Annotated in this window: 14 protein-coding genes; 8 read left to right on the top strand and 6 right to left on the bottom strand. The window is 70.2% G+C overall.

Translation table 11 applies throughout. From position 1 onward, the window contains the following. Window positions 1-42 precede the first annotated feature (42 nt). Both G6N48_RS17980 and G6N48_RS17975 read right to left on the bottom strand, forming a co-directional pair. A complete protein-coding gene (locus G6N48_RS17980; RefSeq protein WP_085270330.1) occupies window positions 43-1,422 on the bottom strand; it encodes a YhgE/Pip domain-containing protein in 1,380 nt (459 codons plus the stop codon). Window positions 1,423-1,489: 67 nt separating this feature from the next. Continuing rightward, complete coding sequence (locus G6N48_RS17975; protein ID WP_139825877.1) at window positions 1,490-2,314, bottom strand: MarR family transcriptional regulator; 825 nt, start codon at window positions 2,312-2,314, stop codon at window positions 1,490-1,492. Window positions 2,315-2,441: 127 nt separating this feature from the next. Here G6N48_RS17975 and G6N48_RS17970 point away from each other — a divergent pair, with 127 nt between their 5' ends. After that, window positions 2,442-3,575 (top strand): NAD(P)H-dependent amine dehydrogenase family protein, encoded by a 1,134-nt coding sequence (locus G6N48_RS17970; RefSeq protein ID WP_139825875.1) that lies wholly within the window; start codon window positions 2,442-2,444, stop codon window positions 3,573-3,575. Here the strand turns inward: G6N48_RS17970 and G6N48_RS17965 are convergent. Together G6N48_RS17965 and G6N48_RS17960 are read right to left on the bottom strand one after the other, a co-directional pair. Continuing rightward, window positions 3,572-4,993 (bottom strand): alpha/beta hydrolase domain-containing protein, encoded by a 1,422-nt coding sequence (locus G6N48_RS17965; RefSeq protein ID WP_085270333.1) that lies wholly within the window; start codon window positions 4,991-4,993, stop codon window positions 3,572-3,574. The two genes, G6N48_RS17970 and G6N48_RS17965, sit on opposite strands and share 4 nt — an antisense overlap. Before the next feature lie 28 nt (window positions 4,994-5,021). After that, window positions 5,022-6,146, bottom strand: a complete 1,125-nt coding sequence (locus G6N48_RS17960) for a sigma-70 family RNA polymerase sigma factor (protein ID WP_085270334.1) — start codon at window positions 6,144-6,146, stop codon at window positions 5,022-5,024. Between G6N48_RS17960 and G6N48_RS17955 the strand changes: the two genes are divergently transcribed. The 4 genes from G6N48_RS17955 to G6N48_RS17940 are packed head-to-tail and all read left to right on the top strand — an operon-like array spanning window position 6,094 to window position 10,351. Next, entirely contained in the window at window positions 6,094-6,933 is an 840-nt protein-coding gene (locus G6N48_RS17955; RefSeq protein ID WP_085270354.1) for an alpha/beta hydrolase, read from the top strand. The two genes, G6N48_RS17960 and G6N48_RS17955, sit on opposite strands and share 53 nt — an antisense overlap. A gap of 45 nt (window positions 6,934-6,978) precedes the next feature. Further along, window positions 6,979-7,728 (top strand): DUF2786 domain-containing protein, encoded by a 750-nt coding sequence (locus G6N48_RS17950; protein ID WP_085270335.1) that lies wholly within the window; start codon window positions 6,979-6,981, stop codon window positions 7,726-7,728. Continuing rightward, complete coding sequence (locus tag G6N48_RS17945) at window positions 7,725-8,237, top strand: TIGR04338 family metallohydrolase (RefSeq protein ID WP_085270336.1); 513 nt, start codon at window positions 7,725-7,727, stop codon at window positions 8,235-8,237. Before G6N48_RS17950 ends, G6N48_RS17945 begins: the two co-directional genes overlap by 4 nt. Before the next feature lie 41 nt (window positions 8,238-8,278). Next, on the top strand, window positions 8,279-10,351 hold the full coding sequence (locus tag G6N48_RS17940; protein WP_085270355.1) for a beta-glucosidase: 2,073 nt from the start codon (window positions 8,279-8,281) through the stop codon (window positions 10,349-10,351). 36 nt (window positions 10,352-10,387) lie between these two features. On the opposite strand, the gene mymT is transcribed toward G6N48_RS17940, so the two are convergent. Beyond that, the gene (mymT, locus tag G6N48_RS17935; protein ID WP_085270337.1) at window positions 10,388-10,534 is read right to left on the bottom strand and encodes a copper-binding metallothionein MymT; all 147 of its coding nucleotides are present in this window, start codon (window positions 10,532-10,534) and stop codon (window positions 10,388-10,390) included. Window positions 10,535-10,667: 133 nt separating this feature from the next. Here mymT and G6N48_RS17930 point away from each other — a divergent pair, with 133 nt between their 5' ends. Continuing rightward, window positions 10,668-11,324 (top strand): O-methyltransferase, encoded by a 657-nt coding sequence (locus G6N48_RS17930; protein ID WP_085270356.1) that lies wholly within the window; start codon window positions 10,668-10,670, stop codon window positions 11,322-11,324. A 70-nt stretch (window positions 11,325-11,394) separates the two neighbouring features. Here the strand turns inward: G6N48_RS17930 and ilvD are convergent, their stop codons facing one another. After that, window positions 11,395-13,110, bottom strand: coding sequence for a dihydroxy-acid dehydratase (gene ilvD / locus G6N48_RS17925; RefSeq protein ID WP_085270338.1), 1,716 nt, complete (start codon window positions 13,108-13,110; stop codon window positions 11,395-11,397). Window positions 13,111-13,238: 128 nt separating this feature from the next. Here ilvD and ricR point away from each other — a divergent pair, with 128 nt between their 5' ends. Together ricR and G6N48_RS17915 are read left to right on the top strand one after the other, a co-directional pair. Next, complete coding sequence (ricR, locus tag G6N48_RS17920; RefSeq protein ID WP_085270339.1) at window positions 13,239-13,529, top strand: copper-sensing transcriptional repressor RicR; 291 nt, start codon at window positions 13,239-13,241, stop codon at window positions 13,527-13,529. 134 nt (window positions 13,530-13,663) lie between these two features. Beyond that, window positions 13,664-14,905, top strand: coding sequence for an MFS transporter (locus G6N48_RS17915; RefSeq protein ID WP_085270340.1), 1,242 nt, complete (start codon window positions 13,664-13,666; stop codon window positions 14,903-14,905). The last annotated feature ends 119 nt before the right edge of the window (window positions 14,906-15,024 follow it).

The following is a 15,024-nucleotide window of genomic DNA, read 5'->3' as shown; positions in this document are numbered from 1 at the left end:
CCACCGAGGTCACAGGCCGGTGACGCGCAGGCCCCGCTGCAATTACGTTTGCTCGCTTGGGCTTTCGGTCTCCGCCTCGCCGGGCCGCTCACGCTTGGTCTGGCGCGCGTATTGCGCCTGATGCTCCATGGCGATCGCCAGCTCCGCGGCTCCCTGGATTCGGTGAAAACCCTTGCGGTCGTAAAGATGAGTGATGATGCCACCCAGGAGCAGGCCGATGACGAGGCCGAGCGTAGTCATCAGCAGCGACTGGTTCAAACCGGTGTCCGCATGGCCCCGCAGATAGAGCAGCGAGCGGGTGCCGACGAACACCTGGTGCATCGGCTCGAATTCGGCCAACCAGCGGAAGAACGGGGGGACGGCCTGCAGCGGAACCGTCGCACCCGCCGACGGCAAGCCGAGGATCACGAAGATCAACATGCTGACCAGCAGGCCCATCGAACCCAGTATCGACAGCAGGGAACTGGACGTGATGCCCACCGCGGCGATCGCGAACACGCCGAACGCCCACAGTTGCCAGCCGAGGTCGATGGGCATGCCGAGCCCGTGGGCGATCGCGAGATAGACGGCCGAGGTGAGTAGCGCCAGCAGCACCATCATGAACCATTTGAGAATCAGCGTTTGCAGCCGGGAAATCCTCACCTGCTCGGCGAAGCGGTACACCGGCCCCAGCTCGGCCGGGACGTAACCGAGCAGCGCGTCGACCAGCGTGCTGACCACGATGCTGCCCGTGAATCCCGCCAGCAGCAGCAGCAGGGCGTAGTAGAACGCCGACAGCCCGTTACCGGTGCCTTCCGGAAGCGGATTGAACACGGTGGTCTCGACGTCGATGGGGTTGGCGAGACCCACCTCCGCGGCGCCGGGCAGCGGCGCACCGCCGGTCTGCGCCTCGACCTGTGCCATGATCCGTTCGCCGGCTTCGCCGCTGGCGGTGCCCATCGCCACGTTCAGCGTCTGTGCGGCGATACTCGAGCCGAGCGTGCCGGCCCGCGGGTTGGTGAAGATGGTGATCACCGGCCGGTCGGCGTGGGTGGGCGCCAGCGCGCCCGCCGCGAAGTCGCGCAACTCCGACGACAGGTTGGGCGGGATGAACAGCGAGCCGTACACCTGCGCCGTGTTCAGTTGATGCCTGGCGTCGTCGCGCCGCAGCACGCGGATGTCGAACTTGTTTTTGTCCAGGCCGTTGACCAGAGCGTCGACGATCTGCTTGCCGGCCGGCCCGGCGTCTTCGTTCACCACCGCGATGGGGAAATGCCGCAGGTTGGTCGTCGGGTTCAAGATGCCGCCCAGGTAGAGCGCGCACAGTGCGGACACGAGCGCCAAGGTGATGACAAGTGGTGCGGCCCAGAACCGTACGGTCCGGATCGCCCTGACGTTGCGTTTGGGATCTGGAGCAGCGTGCCGGGGCTGCGGTTGAGACATGGGGGCTCCTGTCTGTCGTGCCCACTCTATGTCGTGCGGCGTCGCGCTTCGCGGCGGATTGCGGCCGTCACGCCACGCCGGCGCCGAGCAGGTTCTGCGCTTGCGTGAGCGCCTTCTCGAGGCCGGCCAGGCTCAGCCCCGCCGAGCGCCCCAGGTGGATCTCGATCTGGTAATCCGGCTGGCCCTGCGCTCCGAAGATCGGTAGAACCACGAATTCCGTTGAATCCAACTCCGTTTCGAGGACATCGGTGACCGACCGCAGCGTGACCATCGTCATCAGGGTGGTGAGTTGTCGGGTCACCTGCGCGGTCGGTTCCAGCGACGCAAGCACATCGGCGAGGCGGGTGTGTAGCGACCGGTGGGTGTCGTCGAACCGCCACGCGCCGTAGCCGCGGGCGCGGATATCGGCGAGCACGCGCTGATGTCCGGCGATCTCTGCGCGGGTCAGCTGGGGCAGCACGCGGCGCAGCCAGGACTGGACGAAGTCGTCGTCACGCCAGGCCATCGCCACGAGGCCGAAGGGCGGGTCGATGGGGAACCGCTGGCCGACCGCCCGTGCCCCGTCGGCGCCGTGTCCGACGGCGTCGACGGTGGTCAGGTGCCTGGCGTCGATCCTCGACATCGAGCAACCCGCGCCCAGGGTGTCGTGCAGGAAACGCAACGCCTCGCGGCCGCGATCCAGCAGGGGAAACTGGGCGCGCAGGCCGTGGACCAGTCCGAACAGGCCACTGCCCAGCACGTAGCGACGGTCCTCGCGGCGCGCCACCCAGCCGCGCCCCGCAAGTTCGGCCAGCACCAGCGCACAGGTCGAGGTGCTGATCCCGCACGACTTGGCCAGCTCGGCGGACGTCCGGCCGTGCGGTGAATCTGCCAGCGTGGCAAGGACATCCACGACGCGGCCGGTCGGCGGCGACTTGGCCGCGTACGGCCCCGTCGCGTCCCGCGTTGACGTATCCACCGTCACCTCCCTACCATCCGTCCTAAATGTAAAGACATGCGTCCTAATAATAGGAGAAGCTGTGCTCAATGTCGGAGTGTGGGGGCCGGGTTCGATGGGCGTGATCGCCCTGCGCGGGGTGATCGACCATCCGGAGCTGCGACTGACGGACGTCGTGGTGCACAGCGACGCCAAGGCGGGCCGCGACGCGGGGGCGCTGTGCGGGATCGGCCCGGTCGGGGTCACGGCCACGCAGGACCCGGCGGCGATGCTCGCCGGCGACGCCGACGCGGTGGTGTACGCCGCCGGAGCCAACCTGCGGCCGCTCGAGGCCGTCGAGGACATGGTCTCGATCCTGCGCGCCGGCAAGAACGTGGTGTCGTGTTCGGTTGTGCCGCTGGTCTTTCCCGACGCGGTCGACGCGGCGTTCACCGAGCCGCTGCGCCGAGCCGCGCTGGAGGGCGGGGCCTCGTTCTTCACCACAGGTATAGACTCCGGGTTCGCCAATGACGTTCTGCCACTGGTGCTTACCGGTGTGTCCCGGGTCGTCGAGTCGGTGCGGGTGACGGAGATGTTCAACTACGCGACTTATCCCGACTCCTCGGCGGTCTACGAGATCCTGGGCTTCGGGAAGCCGCCGGAGTTCACGGCGTTCGCCGCGACGCCCGGAGTGTTCACCTTCGGTTGGGGGCCCGTTCTACATCAGCTCGCCGCCGGGCTGGGCGTCAAGATCGACGACATCGAGGAGAGCAACGAACGCATCGCCGCCACCGAGTCTTTCGACACACCCACCGGCCACATCGAGGCCGGGACCATCGCCGCGATGCGCTCCACGCTGACCGGTTACGTCGGTGACAAGCCGACTTTCGTCATCGACCACGTGACGCGCATGCGTGACGACATCGCCCCGGACTGGCCGCAGCCGCACGTCTGCATCCCCCCGAAGGACCTCGGGTACGGGCAGGCGTCGGGCCGCGGCCTGTACCGGGTCGAGATCGAGGGCTCACCCCAGATGCGGTGCGAATTCGAGATGGCCGAGGACCACGACCACGACCTGGGGGCGCGCATCGCGGGCGCCTCGCGCATGGTCAACGCCATCCCCGCGGTGTGTGCGGCGCCGCCCGGCCTGCTGTCCGCGTTGGACCTGCCGCTGGTCACCGGCGCCGGACTGGTCCGCTCGGTGCCGGGCCCGTCGCCGGACAGCAGGCTGTTCTAGGGGCGGCCGGCAGCGAAGGTCGCGGCGGCCAGCGCCAGGATCTCGGCGCGGTCGGCCGGCAGGATGAACCGCGCCTCGATCGCCGCGTCGAGCGCCGCGGTGAAGCGGTGCAGGTAGTCCTCGGCCCCGCCCGGGTAGAGGCGGACCAACGTCGCCGCGTCGAAGGGTTCGCCGGAGCCGAAGATCGCCGACATCAGGCTCTCAGGCGCGCCTTCCGAGCCGTCGAGCCCGGAGGTGCGGGCGGTCGGCACGTCGACCCACGGTGTTCGCACACCACCCAAGGCCAGGCCGTTGGCGTCCAGAACTGGCCGCGGGGAAGGGCTTTCGCGCACCTCCATCGGCGGGCCGTCAGGTGCGGCCTCGCCCGTGGTGACCCAGGCGTTCAGCGCCGCGAGCGCCGCCTGCACCACATAGTGATGTTGCGGGGCGAAGTTGATGTAGTGGTCGAGCTGGTGGCCCATCAGCATGGTGGTGGGCGCGTACGCCGACACGATGTCATCGAGCGGCGCGGACCCGCTGTCGATGGGCGCCACCTGGATCGTGTAGTTGTCGGCGTGGGCGGCGCCGGCGATCTCCCACACCCGCAGGCGCTCGTGGACCGGCTGCCGCGCGAAATAGTAGCCCTCCCGGGCGCCCCCGCCGAACAGGTCGGTCTCGGTGATGACCGTCAACACCGGGACGCGCAGGTCGCGGCGGAAGGGCACCGGCTCCGGGCTCTGCGCTTCGGCGAAGACGGAGGCGCCGTCGAGCCGTGCCGCCGACCCGAACCGCGAATGCACCAGGAACGCGTCGTAGACCTGAGCCAGCGGGTCCACGTCGTTGATGTAGGTGGCGAGGAACATCGCAGACTGGGACTCGCCCAGGGCGACGACGTGCTGCGCACGCAGGCCGCGTAGAATCCTTTCGCGCCCAGCGTCTTTGACGAGCGCTCCCGCCTGGGAGAAGATGTCGTAGGCGAAGGCGTCGCCCGGATGGTGCAGCGCAGCGTATCGGCCGGGGTCCTGGCTCTTCAAAGACATGTCCAGGCCGAGCATGCCGGTTCCGCCGGCAACGCCCACCCGCTGGGCGGAGACCGCGACGTAGGCGTAGCCCGCGCGCAGGATCTCGCGGTGCGCCATCATCCACACGGCCGGAGCGTCGATGCCGCCGCTCACGTTGAGCCACTCGACCAGCGCCGTGCCGTTGAAACGGGCCGGGTCGGACGGCGTCAGCGCCACCACGCGGGTCACGTAATCGGCTGTGCCGGAGGGTGTCACGCGTCGGCCGCCGCCGGACGGCGCCGAGTCGCCCGCGAAGGACGACGCCGTCCCGGAGACGAAGAACTCCTTGGCGACATAGCCGAGGTCGCCGACATCGAAGGCGCCCAACAGCAACAGTGGCCGCCCGGGCACGGGTGTGACGCGTGCGGGCTCCGTCATGTGCTCCCCCTTGCCGGGCGATCAGGCGTCACAGCGACGCGGGCAGTCCGAACCTGGCGAACAGTGAGTCGTCGAGGAATGCCACCACATGCGACACCTTGTCGTCGCGTACGTCGAGCACGTGTAGCTGAAACGGTACATGCATGTCGCCGGCACGCATGTACATGGCCGCGGCGGGCTGGCCGTTGGCGACGAGCGGCAGCAGGCGCATGTCCCCGGGCGACTCGGCCGGGCACTGCTGGTGGATGAGCGTGACGATGGCCCGCGCGCCCTGATACCAGCCGGCGTACGGTGGCATCTCCCAGATCGCGTCGCCGGTGAACAACTCCACCAGGCGGTCGATGTCGTAGGCCTCGAACGCTGCGATGTAGCGGGCCAGCAGGTCCCGGGCCTCGGTCGACTCCGGAGCCGCCAGCCGGTCGTCGGCGCTGGGACCGGCGGCGTCGAGCTGGGACCGGGCGCGTTGCAGCAGGCTGTTGACCGCGACGGTGGAGGTGCCGACCGCCGCGGCCACTTCCGCCGCCCTCCACTGCAGGACGTCGCGCAGCAGCAGCACCGCGCGTTGCCGGGGCGAAAGATGTTGCAGGGCGGCGATAAACGCCAGCCGGACCGACTCGCGCGACCCGACGACGACCGATGGGTCGGCGGGATCATCCGCCATGTCCGGGAGCGGCTCCAGCCAGGGCACCTCGGGGCGCGCCACCAGCTCGGCGGTGGGGTCGGAGCTCGACGCGCCCAGGCCCACCGGCAACGGCCGCCGCTGCCGGCCCTCCAGCGCGGTCAGGCACGTGTTGGTGGCGATGCGGTGCAGCCACGTCCGCATCGACGACTTGCCCTCGAACCGCTCGTAGGCCTTCCAGGCCCGCAGCAGCGTCTCCTGCACCAGATCCTCTGCGTCGTGCAACGACCCGGTCATGCGGTAGCAGTGCGCCAGCAATTCGCGGCGGTGCGGCTCGGCGTGCGCCGAGAAATCGTCGCCGGCGACGGGAGCGCCTGCGCAACCCGTATGGTCGGTGAGCAGTTCCACGCGGATGAGCCTACGCACGATGTCGGACACCTTAAACCGGTAGACCGCGCCGGGAGCCGTTACGCTGCCCCTAATGACTACCACCCGCACCGAACGGAACTTCGACGGATTCGGCGGCGTGCGCATCGTTTACGACGTCTGGACGCCGGACGCTCCGCCACGCGCGGTGGTGGTGCTCTCGCACGGTCTCGGTGAGTATGCCCGCCGCTACGACCACCTCGCGCAGCGCTTCGGTGAGGCCGGGCTGGCCACCTACGCGCTGGATCACCGCGGCCACGGCCGCTCCGGCGGCAAGCGCGTCCTGGTCCGCGACATCTCCGAGTTCACCGCGGACTTCGACACCCTCGTCCGCATCGCCACCCGCGAGCATCCCGGGCTCAAATGCGTCGTGCTCGGGCACAGCATGGGCGGCGGGATCGTGTTCGCCTACGGCGTCGAGCGGCCGGACAACTACGACCTGATGGTGCTGTCCGGCCCGGCGGTCGCGGCCCAGGAGCAGGTGTCGCCGCTGCTGGCGTTCGCCGCCAAGTTGCTCGGCGCCGTCGTGCCCGGTCTGCCGGCGCAGGAGCTCGACGTCGACGCCATTTCCCGGGATCCCGCGGTGGTGGCCGCGTACAAGAATGACCCGCTGGTGTACCACGGCAAGGTCCCGGCCGGCATCGGCCGCGCGCTGCTGCAGGTCGGCGAGACGATGCCGCAGCGGGCGCCCGCGCTGACCGCGCCGCTGCTGGTGGTGCACGGCTCCGACGACCGGCTGATCCCCCTCTCGGGCAGCCGCCGACTGGTCGACTGCGTCGGGTCCACCGACGTCGAACTGAAGGTCTATCCGGGCCTCTATCACGAGGTCTTCAACGAGCCGGAGCGCGAGCAGGTGATCGACGACGTGATCTCCTGGATCGCCAAGCGGTTGTGAATTGCGTTGCGCGAACCGTCGGAGCCGTCGCGTAGTTTGGCGCCTATGACCGACGACAAGATGCTGGCACGGATCGCCGCGCTGCTGCGTCAGGCCGAGGGCACCGACAACGCGCACGAGGCCGAGGCCTTCATGACCGCAGCGCAACGGTTGGCGACGGCGTCCTCCATCGACCTGGCGGTGGCGCGGTCCCACGCGTCCAACCGCACGGCGGCGCAGGCCCCGGCCCAGCGGACCATCACGATCGGCACGGCGGGCACCAGGGGGTTGCGGACGTACGTGCAGCTGTTCGTGCTGATCGCCGCGGCCAACGACGTGCGCTGCGACGTGGCCTCCAATTCGACCTTCCTCTACGCGTACGGGTTCCCCGAGGACATCGACACAAGCCACGCCCTGTACGCCAGCCTGGTGGTGCAGATGGTCCGCGCGTCGGACGCCTACCTCGCGTCGGGCGCGCACCGACCCACCCCGACGATCACCGCGCGGCTCAATTTCCAGCTCGCCTTCGGGGCCCGCGTCGGTCAGCGCCTGGCCGAGGCGCGCGACCAGGCGCGCAGCGAGGCCACCAAGGACCGCGGTCGGCCACCCGGCACCGCGATCGCGTTGCGGGACAAGGATCTCGAGCTGCGCGACTTCTACCGTGGCACCTCGAAGGCGCGCGGCACCTACCAGGTCAGCCGGGCATCGGCCGGCTATTCGTCGTCGGCGCGGCGCGCCGGTGATCGGGCCGGGCGGCGGGCGCGCCTCGGCAGCAGTCCGGAGCTGCCGGGCGCGCGCAGCGCGTTGGGCCGGTGAGCGAGGGGGACCACCCCAAGCGAGACTCGCAGCGGGCTCGGGTGTACGCGGCCGAGGAGTTCGTCCGGACGATGTTCGACCGCGCCGCCCAGCACGGGTCGCCCGTCATCGACTTCTTCGGCACCCAGCTGACCCTTCCGCCCGAAGGGCGATTCGGCTCCGTCGCGTCCGCGCAACGCTACGTCGACGAGGTGCTCGCGTTGCCCGCGGTCCGGCAGCGCTGGCCCGCGGCGTCGCCGCTGACGGTGCGGGCGCGCCGTGCCGCGACGGCCGCGCACTACGAATACCGCGACGGCGCAGGGGTTATCGCGGTCCCCGACCGCGACACCGCCGACTGGGCGCTGCGCGAGCTGGTGGTCCTGCACGAGGTGGCGCACCACCTGAGCCACACCGAGCCGGCCCACGGCCCGCAGTTCGTCGCGACCATCTGCGCGCTGACCGAGCTGGTGATGGGCCCTGAGCTCGGGCACGTGCTGCGCGTCGTGTACGCGAAAGAGGGCGTGCGGTGAGCGGCTCAGCCGACGAGCGGGCGCGCGAGACCGAAGCCCGGATGACCGACGACGAGCGCTTCGCCCTGCTGGTCGCGGTGATGGGCGCCGGCGAGATGTGGCCGGTCCGCGACGAGCGCATCCCGCCGGGCGTGCCGATGAGCGCCGGGTACGTTCCCGGGATTCCCCGGCTCGGAGTGCCGGCGCTACTCATGAGCGACGCCGGGCTCGGCGTCACCAATCCCGGTTTCCGCCAGGGTGATACGGCCACCGCCCTGCCCGCCGGGCTCGCGCTCGCCGCCGGCTTCCACCCGTCGCTGGCCCGGGCGGCGGGCGAGCTGATCGGTCGCGAGGCGCGCAGTCGCGGGTTCAACGTGCAACTGGCGGGTGCGATGAACCTCGCGCGCGATCCCCGCAACGGCCGCAACTTCGAATACGTCTCGGAGGACCCGCTTCTGACCGCGACCATCGCCGCCGAGTCGGTCAGCGGAATCCAGGAGCAGGGGGTGATCTCCACGGTCAAGCACTACTCGCTGAACTGCAACGAGACCAATCGGCACTGGCTCGACGCGGTGATCGACCCCGCCGCACACCGCGAGTCGGACCTGCTGGCCTTCGAGATCGCCATCGAACGGTCCCACCCCGGCGCGGTGATGGCGGCCTACAACAAGGTCAACGGGTCCTATGCCGCCGCGAACCGCGCCCTGCTCACCGACGTGCTCAAAGGTGCGTGGGCGTTCCCCGGCTGGGTGATGTCCGATTGGGGCGGAACGCCGGGCTGGGAGTGCGCGGTCGCGGGTCTCGACCAGGAGTGCGGCGCGCAACTGGACGCGCTTCTGTGGCAAGCGGAGTCGTTCGGCGAACCCCTGCGATCCGCCCACGCCGACGGCAGGATGTCCGGGCAACGCCTATCCGACATGGTCCGGCGGATCCTGCGTTCGATGTTCGCCGTCGGAGTCGACCGGCTCGATCCGGCGCCCGAGCCGGACATGGCCGCGCACAACGAGACAGCACTACAGATCGCGCGGGAGGGTATCGTCCTGCTGAGCAACCGCGGCGCCCTTCCCGTGGCGCCCGACACCGGGCGGATCGCCGTCATCGGCGGTTACGCCCAGCTCGGGGTGCCGATCGGCTGCGGCTCGAGCGCCGTCGTCCCGCCCGGCGGCTACGCGGGGGTGATCCCCATCGGCGGGCCGGGTTTGATGGCCGGCCTGCGCAACCTGCACCTGCTGCCGTCGAGCCCCCTGGCGGCGTTACGAGAGCACTTCCCGCACAGCCGGATCGAGTTCGATCCCGGGATCAGCCCGGCCGAGGCGGTGCTGGCGGCGCGCGACGCCGACATCGCGATCGTGTTCGCGATCCGCGTGGAGGGCGAGGGCTTCGACACCGTCGACCTGTCACTGCCGTGGGGTCAGGACGAGCTCATCGCCGCCGTCGCCGCCGCCAACCCGAACACCGTCGTGGTGCTGGAGACGGGCAACCCGGTGGCGATGCCGTGGCGGGACTCCGTGAACGCGGTACTGCAGGCATGGTATCCGGGTCAGGCGGGCGGTCAGGCCATCGCCGAAATTATTGCGGGCCACGTCAATCCGTCGGGGAGGCTACCGATCACCTTCCCGGAGGACCTGAGCCAGACGCCCCGACCCGAGCTGCCCGGACTCGGCACCCCCTTCGGTACGCCGGTAACCATCCACTACGTCGAAGGGGCCGAGGTCGGCTACCGCTGGTTCGCCAAGACCGGCCGGGAGCCGCTCTTCGCGTTCGGTCATGGCTTGTCCTACACCGGCTTCGGCTACAGCGACCTGGTGGTGACCGGCGGTGACACGGTGACCGCCAGTTTCACCGTCGTCAACACCGGCGACCGCGCCGGCGCCGACGTTCCCCAGCTGTATCTGACCGCGGCGCCCGGGGAACGGCGGTCACGCCTGCTGGGGTTCGAGCGGGTCGAGCTGGAGCCGGGCGCGGCGTGCCGGGTGACCCTGACCGCGGATCCGCGGCTGCTCGCACGCTACGACGGCGACGCCGGAAGCTGGCGCATCAGCCCGGGAGGCCACGCGGTGGCGGTAGGCGTTTCGGCGGGTTCCCCGCGGCTGACGGCGACCGTCGAGCTCACCGGTCGCACGTTCGGGCGGTGAGGGCTTCGCGCCCGGACGCGCGACCGGCGGCGCGGCTCAGCTGACGGGAGTCAGCTCGTCTCCGCAGGTGCACCGATAGGGCTCGCCCGCGCCCGAGCAGTGGCAGGGGACCTCGATGCGGACGCGACAGCCGCAGCCCTCGTGGCCACAGGTGAGCGTGGCGCCTGCCTCGTAGTTCGTCATTCGAATCACCTCGTTGTGTGTGGGCGTTGTCCGACCTGGCTCACTCTATACCCCGGTAGGGTATTGAGTAAACAGTGCCGACCGGAATTCGCGCCGACCCGGCCCGGCGCGCCGCTCCGCTAGCGTGGACACCATGACCCAGGACCCCACGCCCCAAGATGTCGACGAGTTCTTGAACCGCACCGTGGTTGGCGACGATCCCGCCCTGGCCGCGGCGCTCGAAGCCAGCGACGCCGCCGGGTTACCGCCGATAGCCGTGTCGGCGCAGCAAGGCAAATTCCTGTGCCTGCTGGCCGCCGCGCTCGGCGCCCGCCGCATCCTGGAGCTCGGTACGCTGGGCGGCTTCAGCACCATCTGGCTGGCGCGGGGTGCGGGACCCGCGGGCCGGGTGGTGACGCTGGAATTCGAACCCAAACACGCCGAGGTCGCGCGGGCCAACTTGGAGCGCGCGGGCGTCGGCGACCGGGTCGAGGTGATGGTCGGCGCCGCGCTGGACACGCTGCCGACGCTGGGCGACGACCCCTTCGACCTGATCTTCATCGACGCCGACAAGGAAAACTATCCCGCCTATCTCGAGTGGGCCGTCCGCCTGGCCCGCTCCGGAGCAATCATCGTGGTGGACAACGTGATCCGGCAAGGTCAGATCCTGGACGCCCGGCCCGACGACGCGGCCCGGGCGGTGCGCGAAACGCTGGAGGCGATGGGGCGGCACCCGCGGCTGGACACCGCGGTGCTGCAGACCGTCGGCGCCAAGCGATGGGACGGCTTCGCGTTGGCGCTGGTGCGGTGAGCGACGTCACCTGAGCCTCGACGAAGGGGACGTGCACGCTGCCTCACGCCCGGCGCGCCGGCGACCGGCGCTAGCCGCAGACGGCGCCGGCGGCCGCGGAGCCGACCAGCTTGACGTACTTCGCCAACACGCCGGAGGTGTAGCGCGGCGGGGGAGCGGTGACTTCGGCTCGCCGGGAAGCGAATTCGTCCGCGTCGGTCAGCACGTCGAGGGTGCGGCCCCCCGCGTCGAGCCGGATCCTGTCGCCATCGCGCAGCAGGGCGATCGGCCCGCCGTCGACCGCCTCGGGGGCGATGTGACCCACGCAGAAACCCGTCGTGCCGCCCGAGAACCGGCCGTCGGTCAGCAACAGCACGTCCTTGCCGAGGCCGGCTCCTTTGATCGCGCCGGTGATGGCCAGCATCTCGCGCATCCCGGGCCCGCCCTTGGGGCCCTCGTAGCGGATCACCACGACGTCGCCCTTGGCGATGGTGCCGTCCTCCAGGGCGTCCAGCGCGGCTCGCTCACCGTCGAAAACCCTTGCCGTGCCCTCGAACACGTCCGAATCCAGGCCGGCCGTCTTGACCACCGCGCCGTCGGGCGCCAGCGAGCCGCGCAGGATGGTGATCCCGCCGGTCGGGTGGATCGGATCGCTCAGGGCGCGCAGCACCTTGCCGTCCGGGTCCGGCGGCGTGATGGCAGCCAGGTTCTCGGCGACGGTGCGGCCGGTGACCGTCAGGCAGTCCCCCCGCAGCAGTCCCGCGTCCAACAGGGCCTTCATCACCACGGGCACGCCGCCGATGTGGTCGACATCGGACATCACGTGACGGCCGAACGGCTTGACGTCGGCCAGGTGCGGCACCTTCGACCCGATGCGGCTGAAGTCGTCGAGGGACAGCGGCACCTCGGCCTCGTGGGCGATGGCCAGCAGGTGCAGCACCGCGTTGGTCGAGCCGCCGAAGGCCATGACCACGGCGATCGCGTTCTCGAACGCCTCCCGGGTGAGGATGTCGCGGGCGGTGATGCCACGCCGCAGCAACTCGACGACGGCCTGACCGCTGCGCCGCGCGTATCCGTCGCGGCGGCGGTCGGTCGCGGGCGGGGCGGCGCTGCCCGGCAGCGACATCCCGAGCGCCTCGGCGGCGCTGGCCATGGTGTTGGCGGTGTACATGCCGCCGCACGCACCCTCGCCCGGGCAGATCGCCCGTTCGATGGCGTCGACGTCCTCGCGGGGCAGCAGGCCGCGGGCGCAGGCGCCGACGGCCTCGAACGCGTCGATGATGGTGACCTCGCGCTCGCTGCCGTCGGACAGCTTGGCCACGCCCGGCAGGATCGAACCCGCGTAGAGGAACACCGACGCCAGGTCCAGTCGGGCGGCGGCCATCAGCATGCCCGGGAGCGACTTGTCGCAGCCGGCCAGCAGCACCGAGCCGTCGAGTCGCTCGGCCTGCATCACCGTCTCGACGCTGTCGGCGATCAGCTCCCGTGACGGCAGCGAGAAGTGCATCCCCTCGTGCCCCATCGAGATGCCGTCGGAGACGGAGATCGTGCCGAACTCGAGCGGGTAGCCACCCGCCGCGAACACCCCTTCCTTGACCGACTTGGCCAGCCGGTCCAGCGACAGGTTGCAGGGTGTGATCTCGTTCCACGACGACGCCACCCCGATCTGCGGCTTGGCGAAGTCCTCGTCATCCATGCCGACGGCGCGCAACATCCCGCGGGCGGCGGCCTTCTCCAGACCGTCGGTGACATCGCGACTACGCGGTTTGATGTCCGTGGGCGGAGTCGGATCGGTTGTGGTGGCCATCGTGCAAGTATGCGGGAGTCGCCGACGCGGCAAATGCGCGGGTAGTACCCCCGCCGGGTATAAGCTGGCCTGTCTACACGGGGTTCGGGCCGCCTCGGCCGGTGCGCGTGGACTGAGGTGAGAGGAACATGACGACTGCACACGGTTACTCGCAGCAGAAAGACAACTACGCCAAGCGGCTCCGCCGCATCGAGGGCCAGGTGCGCGGCATCGCGCGAATGATCGAAGAGGACAAATACTGCATCGACGTCCTCACCCAGATCAGCGCCGTCAACAGCGCGCTGCGCTCGGTCGCCCTCAACCTGCTCGACGAGCACCTCAACCACTGCGTGACCCGCGCCGTCGCCTCGGGGGGTGACGAGGCGGACGAGAAGATCGCCGAGGCGACCGCCGCGATCGCGCGCCTCGTCCGTTCCTGATCGGTGACTATCTTGGTGGGCGTTTGAGACCTTAAGTAAGGTCAACTCGTCGCGGCAGTGCGTACCGTAAAGGCATTGTGAGCGCGCCAGTGATTGCTACCAAGAGACCGGGAAGCCCGGCCGATGCCGACGCCATGAGCTCCGCAACCCAGAGCGCCTCGACGTCCTCGAGAACGTGGACGCCCCGGATCGCCGCGCAACTGGCGGTCCTGGCGGCCGCGGCCTTCATCTATGTGACCGCCGAGATCCTTCCGGTGGGAGCGCTGCCGGTGATCGCCCGGGACATGCACGTCAGCCTCGTCCTGGTCGGGACGCTGCTGGCCTGGTACGCGCTGGTCGCGGCCCTGACCACGTTCCCGCTGGTCCGCTGGACCGCGCACTGGCCCCGCCGGCGTGCGCTGGTGATGAGCCTGTGCTGCCTGACGGCCTCGCAGGTCATCGCCGCGGTCGCCCCCAACTTCGCCGTGCTCGCGGCCGGCCGGGTGCTGTGCGCCATCACCCACGGCCTGCTGTGGTCGGTCATCGCCCCGATCGCGACGCGGCTGGTGCCGCCGAGCCACGCCGGGCGCGCCACCACCTCCATCTACCTGGGAACCAGCCTCGCCCTGGTCGTCGGCAGCCCCCTGACGGCGGCGATGAGCCTGATGTGGGGCTGGCGGCTCGCCGTCGTGTGCATCACCGTGGCGGCCCTCGTCGTCACCGTCGCGGCCCGGGTGATGCTGCCGGAGATGGTGCTCACCGAGAATCAGCTCGCGCACGTCGGCCCCCGCTCGCGCCATCACCGCAACCCGGCGCTGATCAAGGTCAGCCTCCTCGCGATGATCGCCGTCACCGGGCACTTCGTCTCCTACACCTACATCGTGGTGATCATCCGCAACGTCGTCGGGGTCAGCGGGGCGAACCTGGCCTGGGTGCTGGCGGCCTACGGGCTGGCGGGGCTGCTGTCGGTGCCGCTGGTGGCGCGGCCGCTGGACCGCCGCCCGCGCAGCGCCATCATCCTGTGCACGGCCGGGTTGACCGCCGCGTTCGCGGTGCTCATGGGCCTGGCGTTCGGTGGCCGGCCCACCGCGGCGACGGCGCTGATCGGGGCCTGTGCGATCGTGCTGTGGGGGGCCATGGCCACCGCCGTGTCGCCGATGATGCAGTCCGCCGCGATGCGCAACGGCGCCGACGACCCCGACGGGGCGTCCGGGCTGTACGTGACCGCGTTCCAGGTGGGCATCATGGCGGGCTCGCTGGCGGGTGGGCTGCTCTACGAGCGCAGCGTCGCCTTCATGCTGACCGCCTCGGCGGGGCTGATGGGCCTCGCGCTCGCCGGAATAGCGGCTAACCGGCACATGCTCGACGTTGCCCCGACAAGCTCACGCAATTCATAGCTGCGCAGTTCAGCACTGCGAATCCCCCGCCCGCACCCCGCGACACCGCCCGAAGCCGAGTTAGCTGGCCTGCGCCCTGTGCCACACTGATTCGAAGGAAGGTGACGGAAGGGATGCGT

It is taken from the genome of Mycobacterium parmense (assembly GCF_010730575.1).
Classification (GTDB): domain Bacteria; phylum Actinomycetota; class Actinomycetes; order Mycobacteriales; family Mycobacteriaceae; genus Mycobacterium; species Mycobacterium parmense.
The sequence above is the reverse complement of the archived record's forward strand: the minus strand, read 5'-3'. Positions and strand labels throughout refer to the sequence as shown.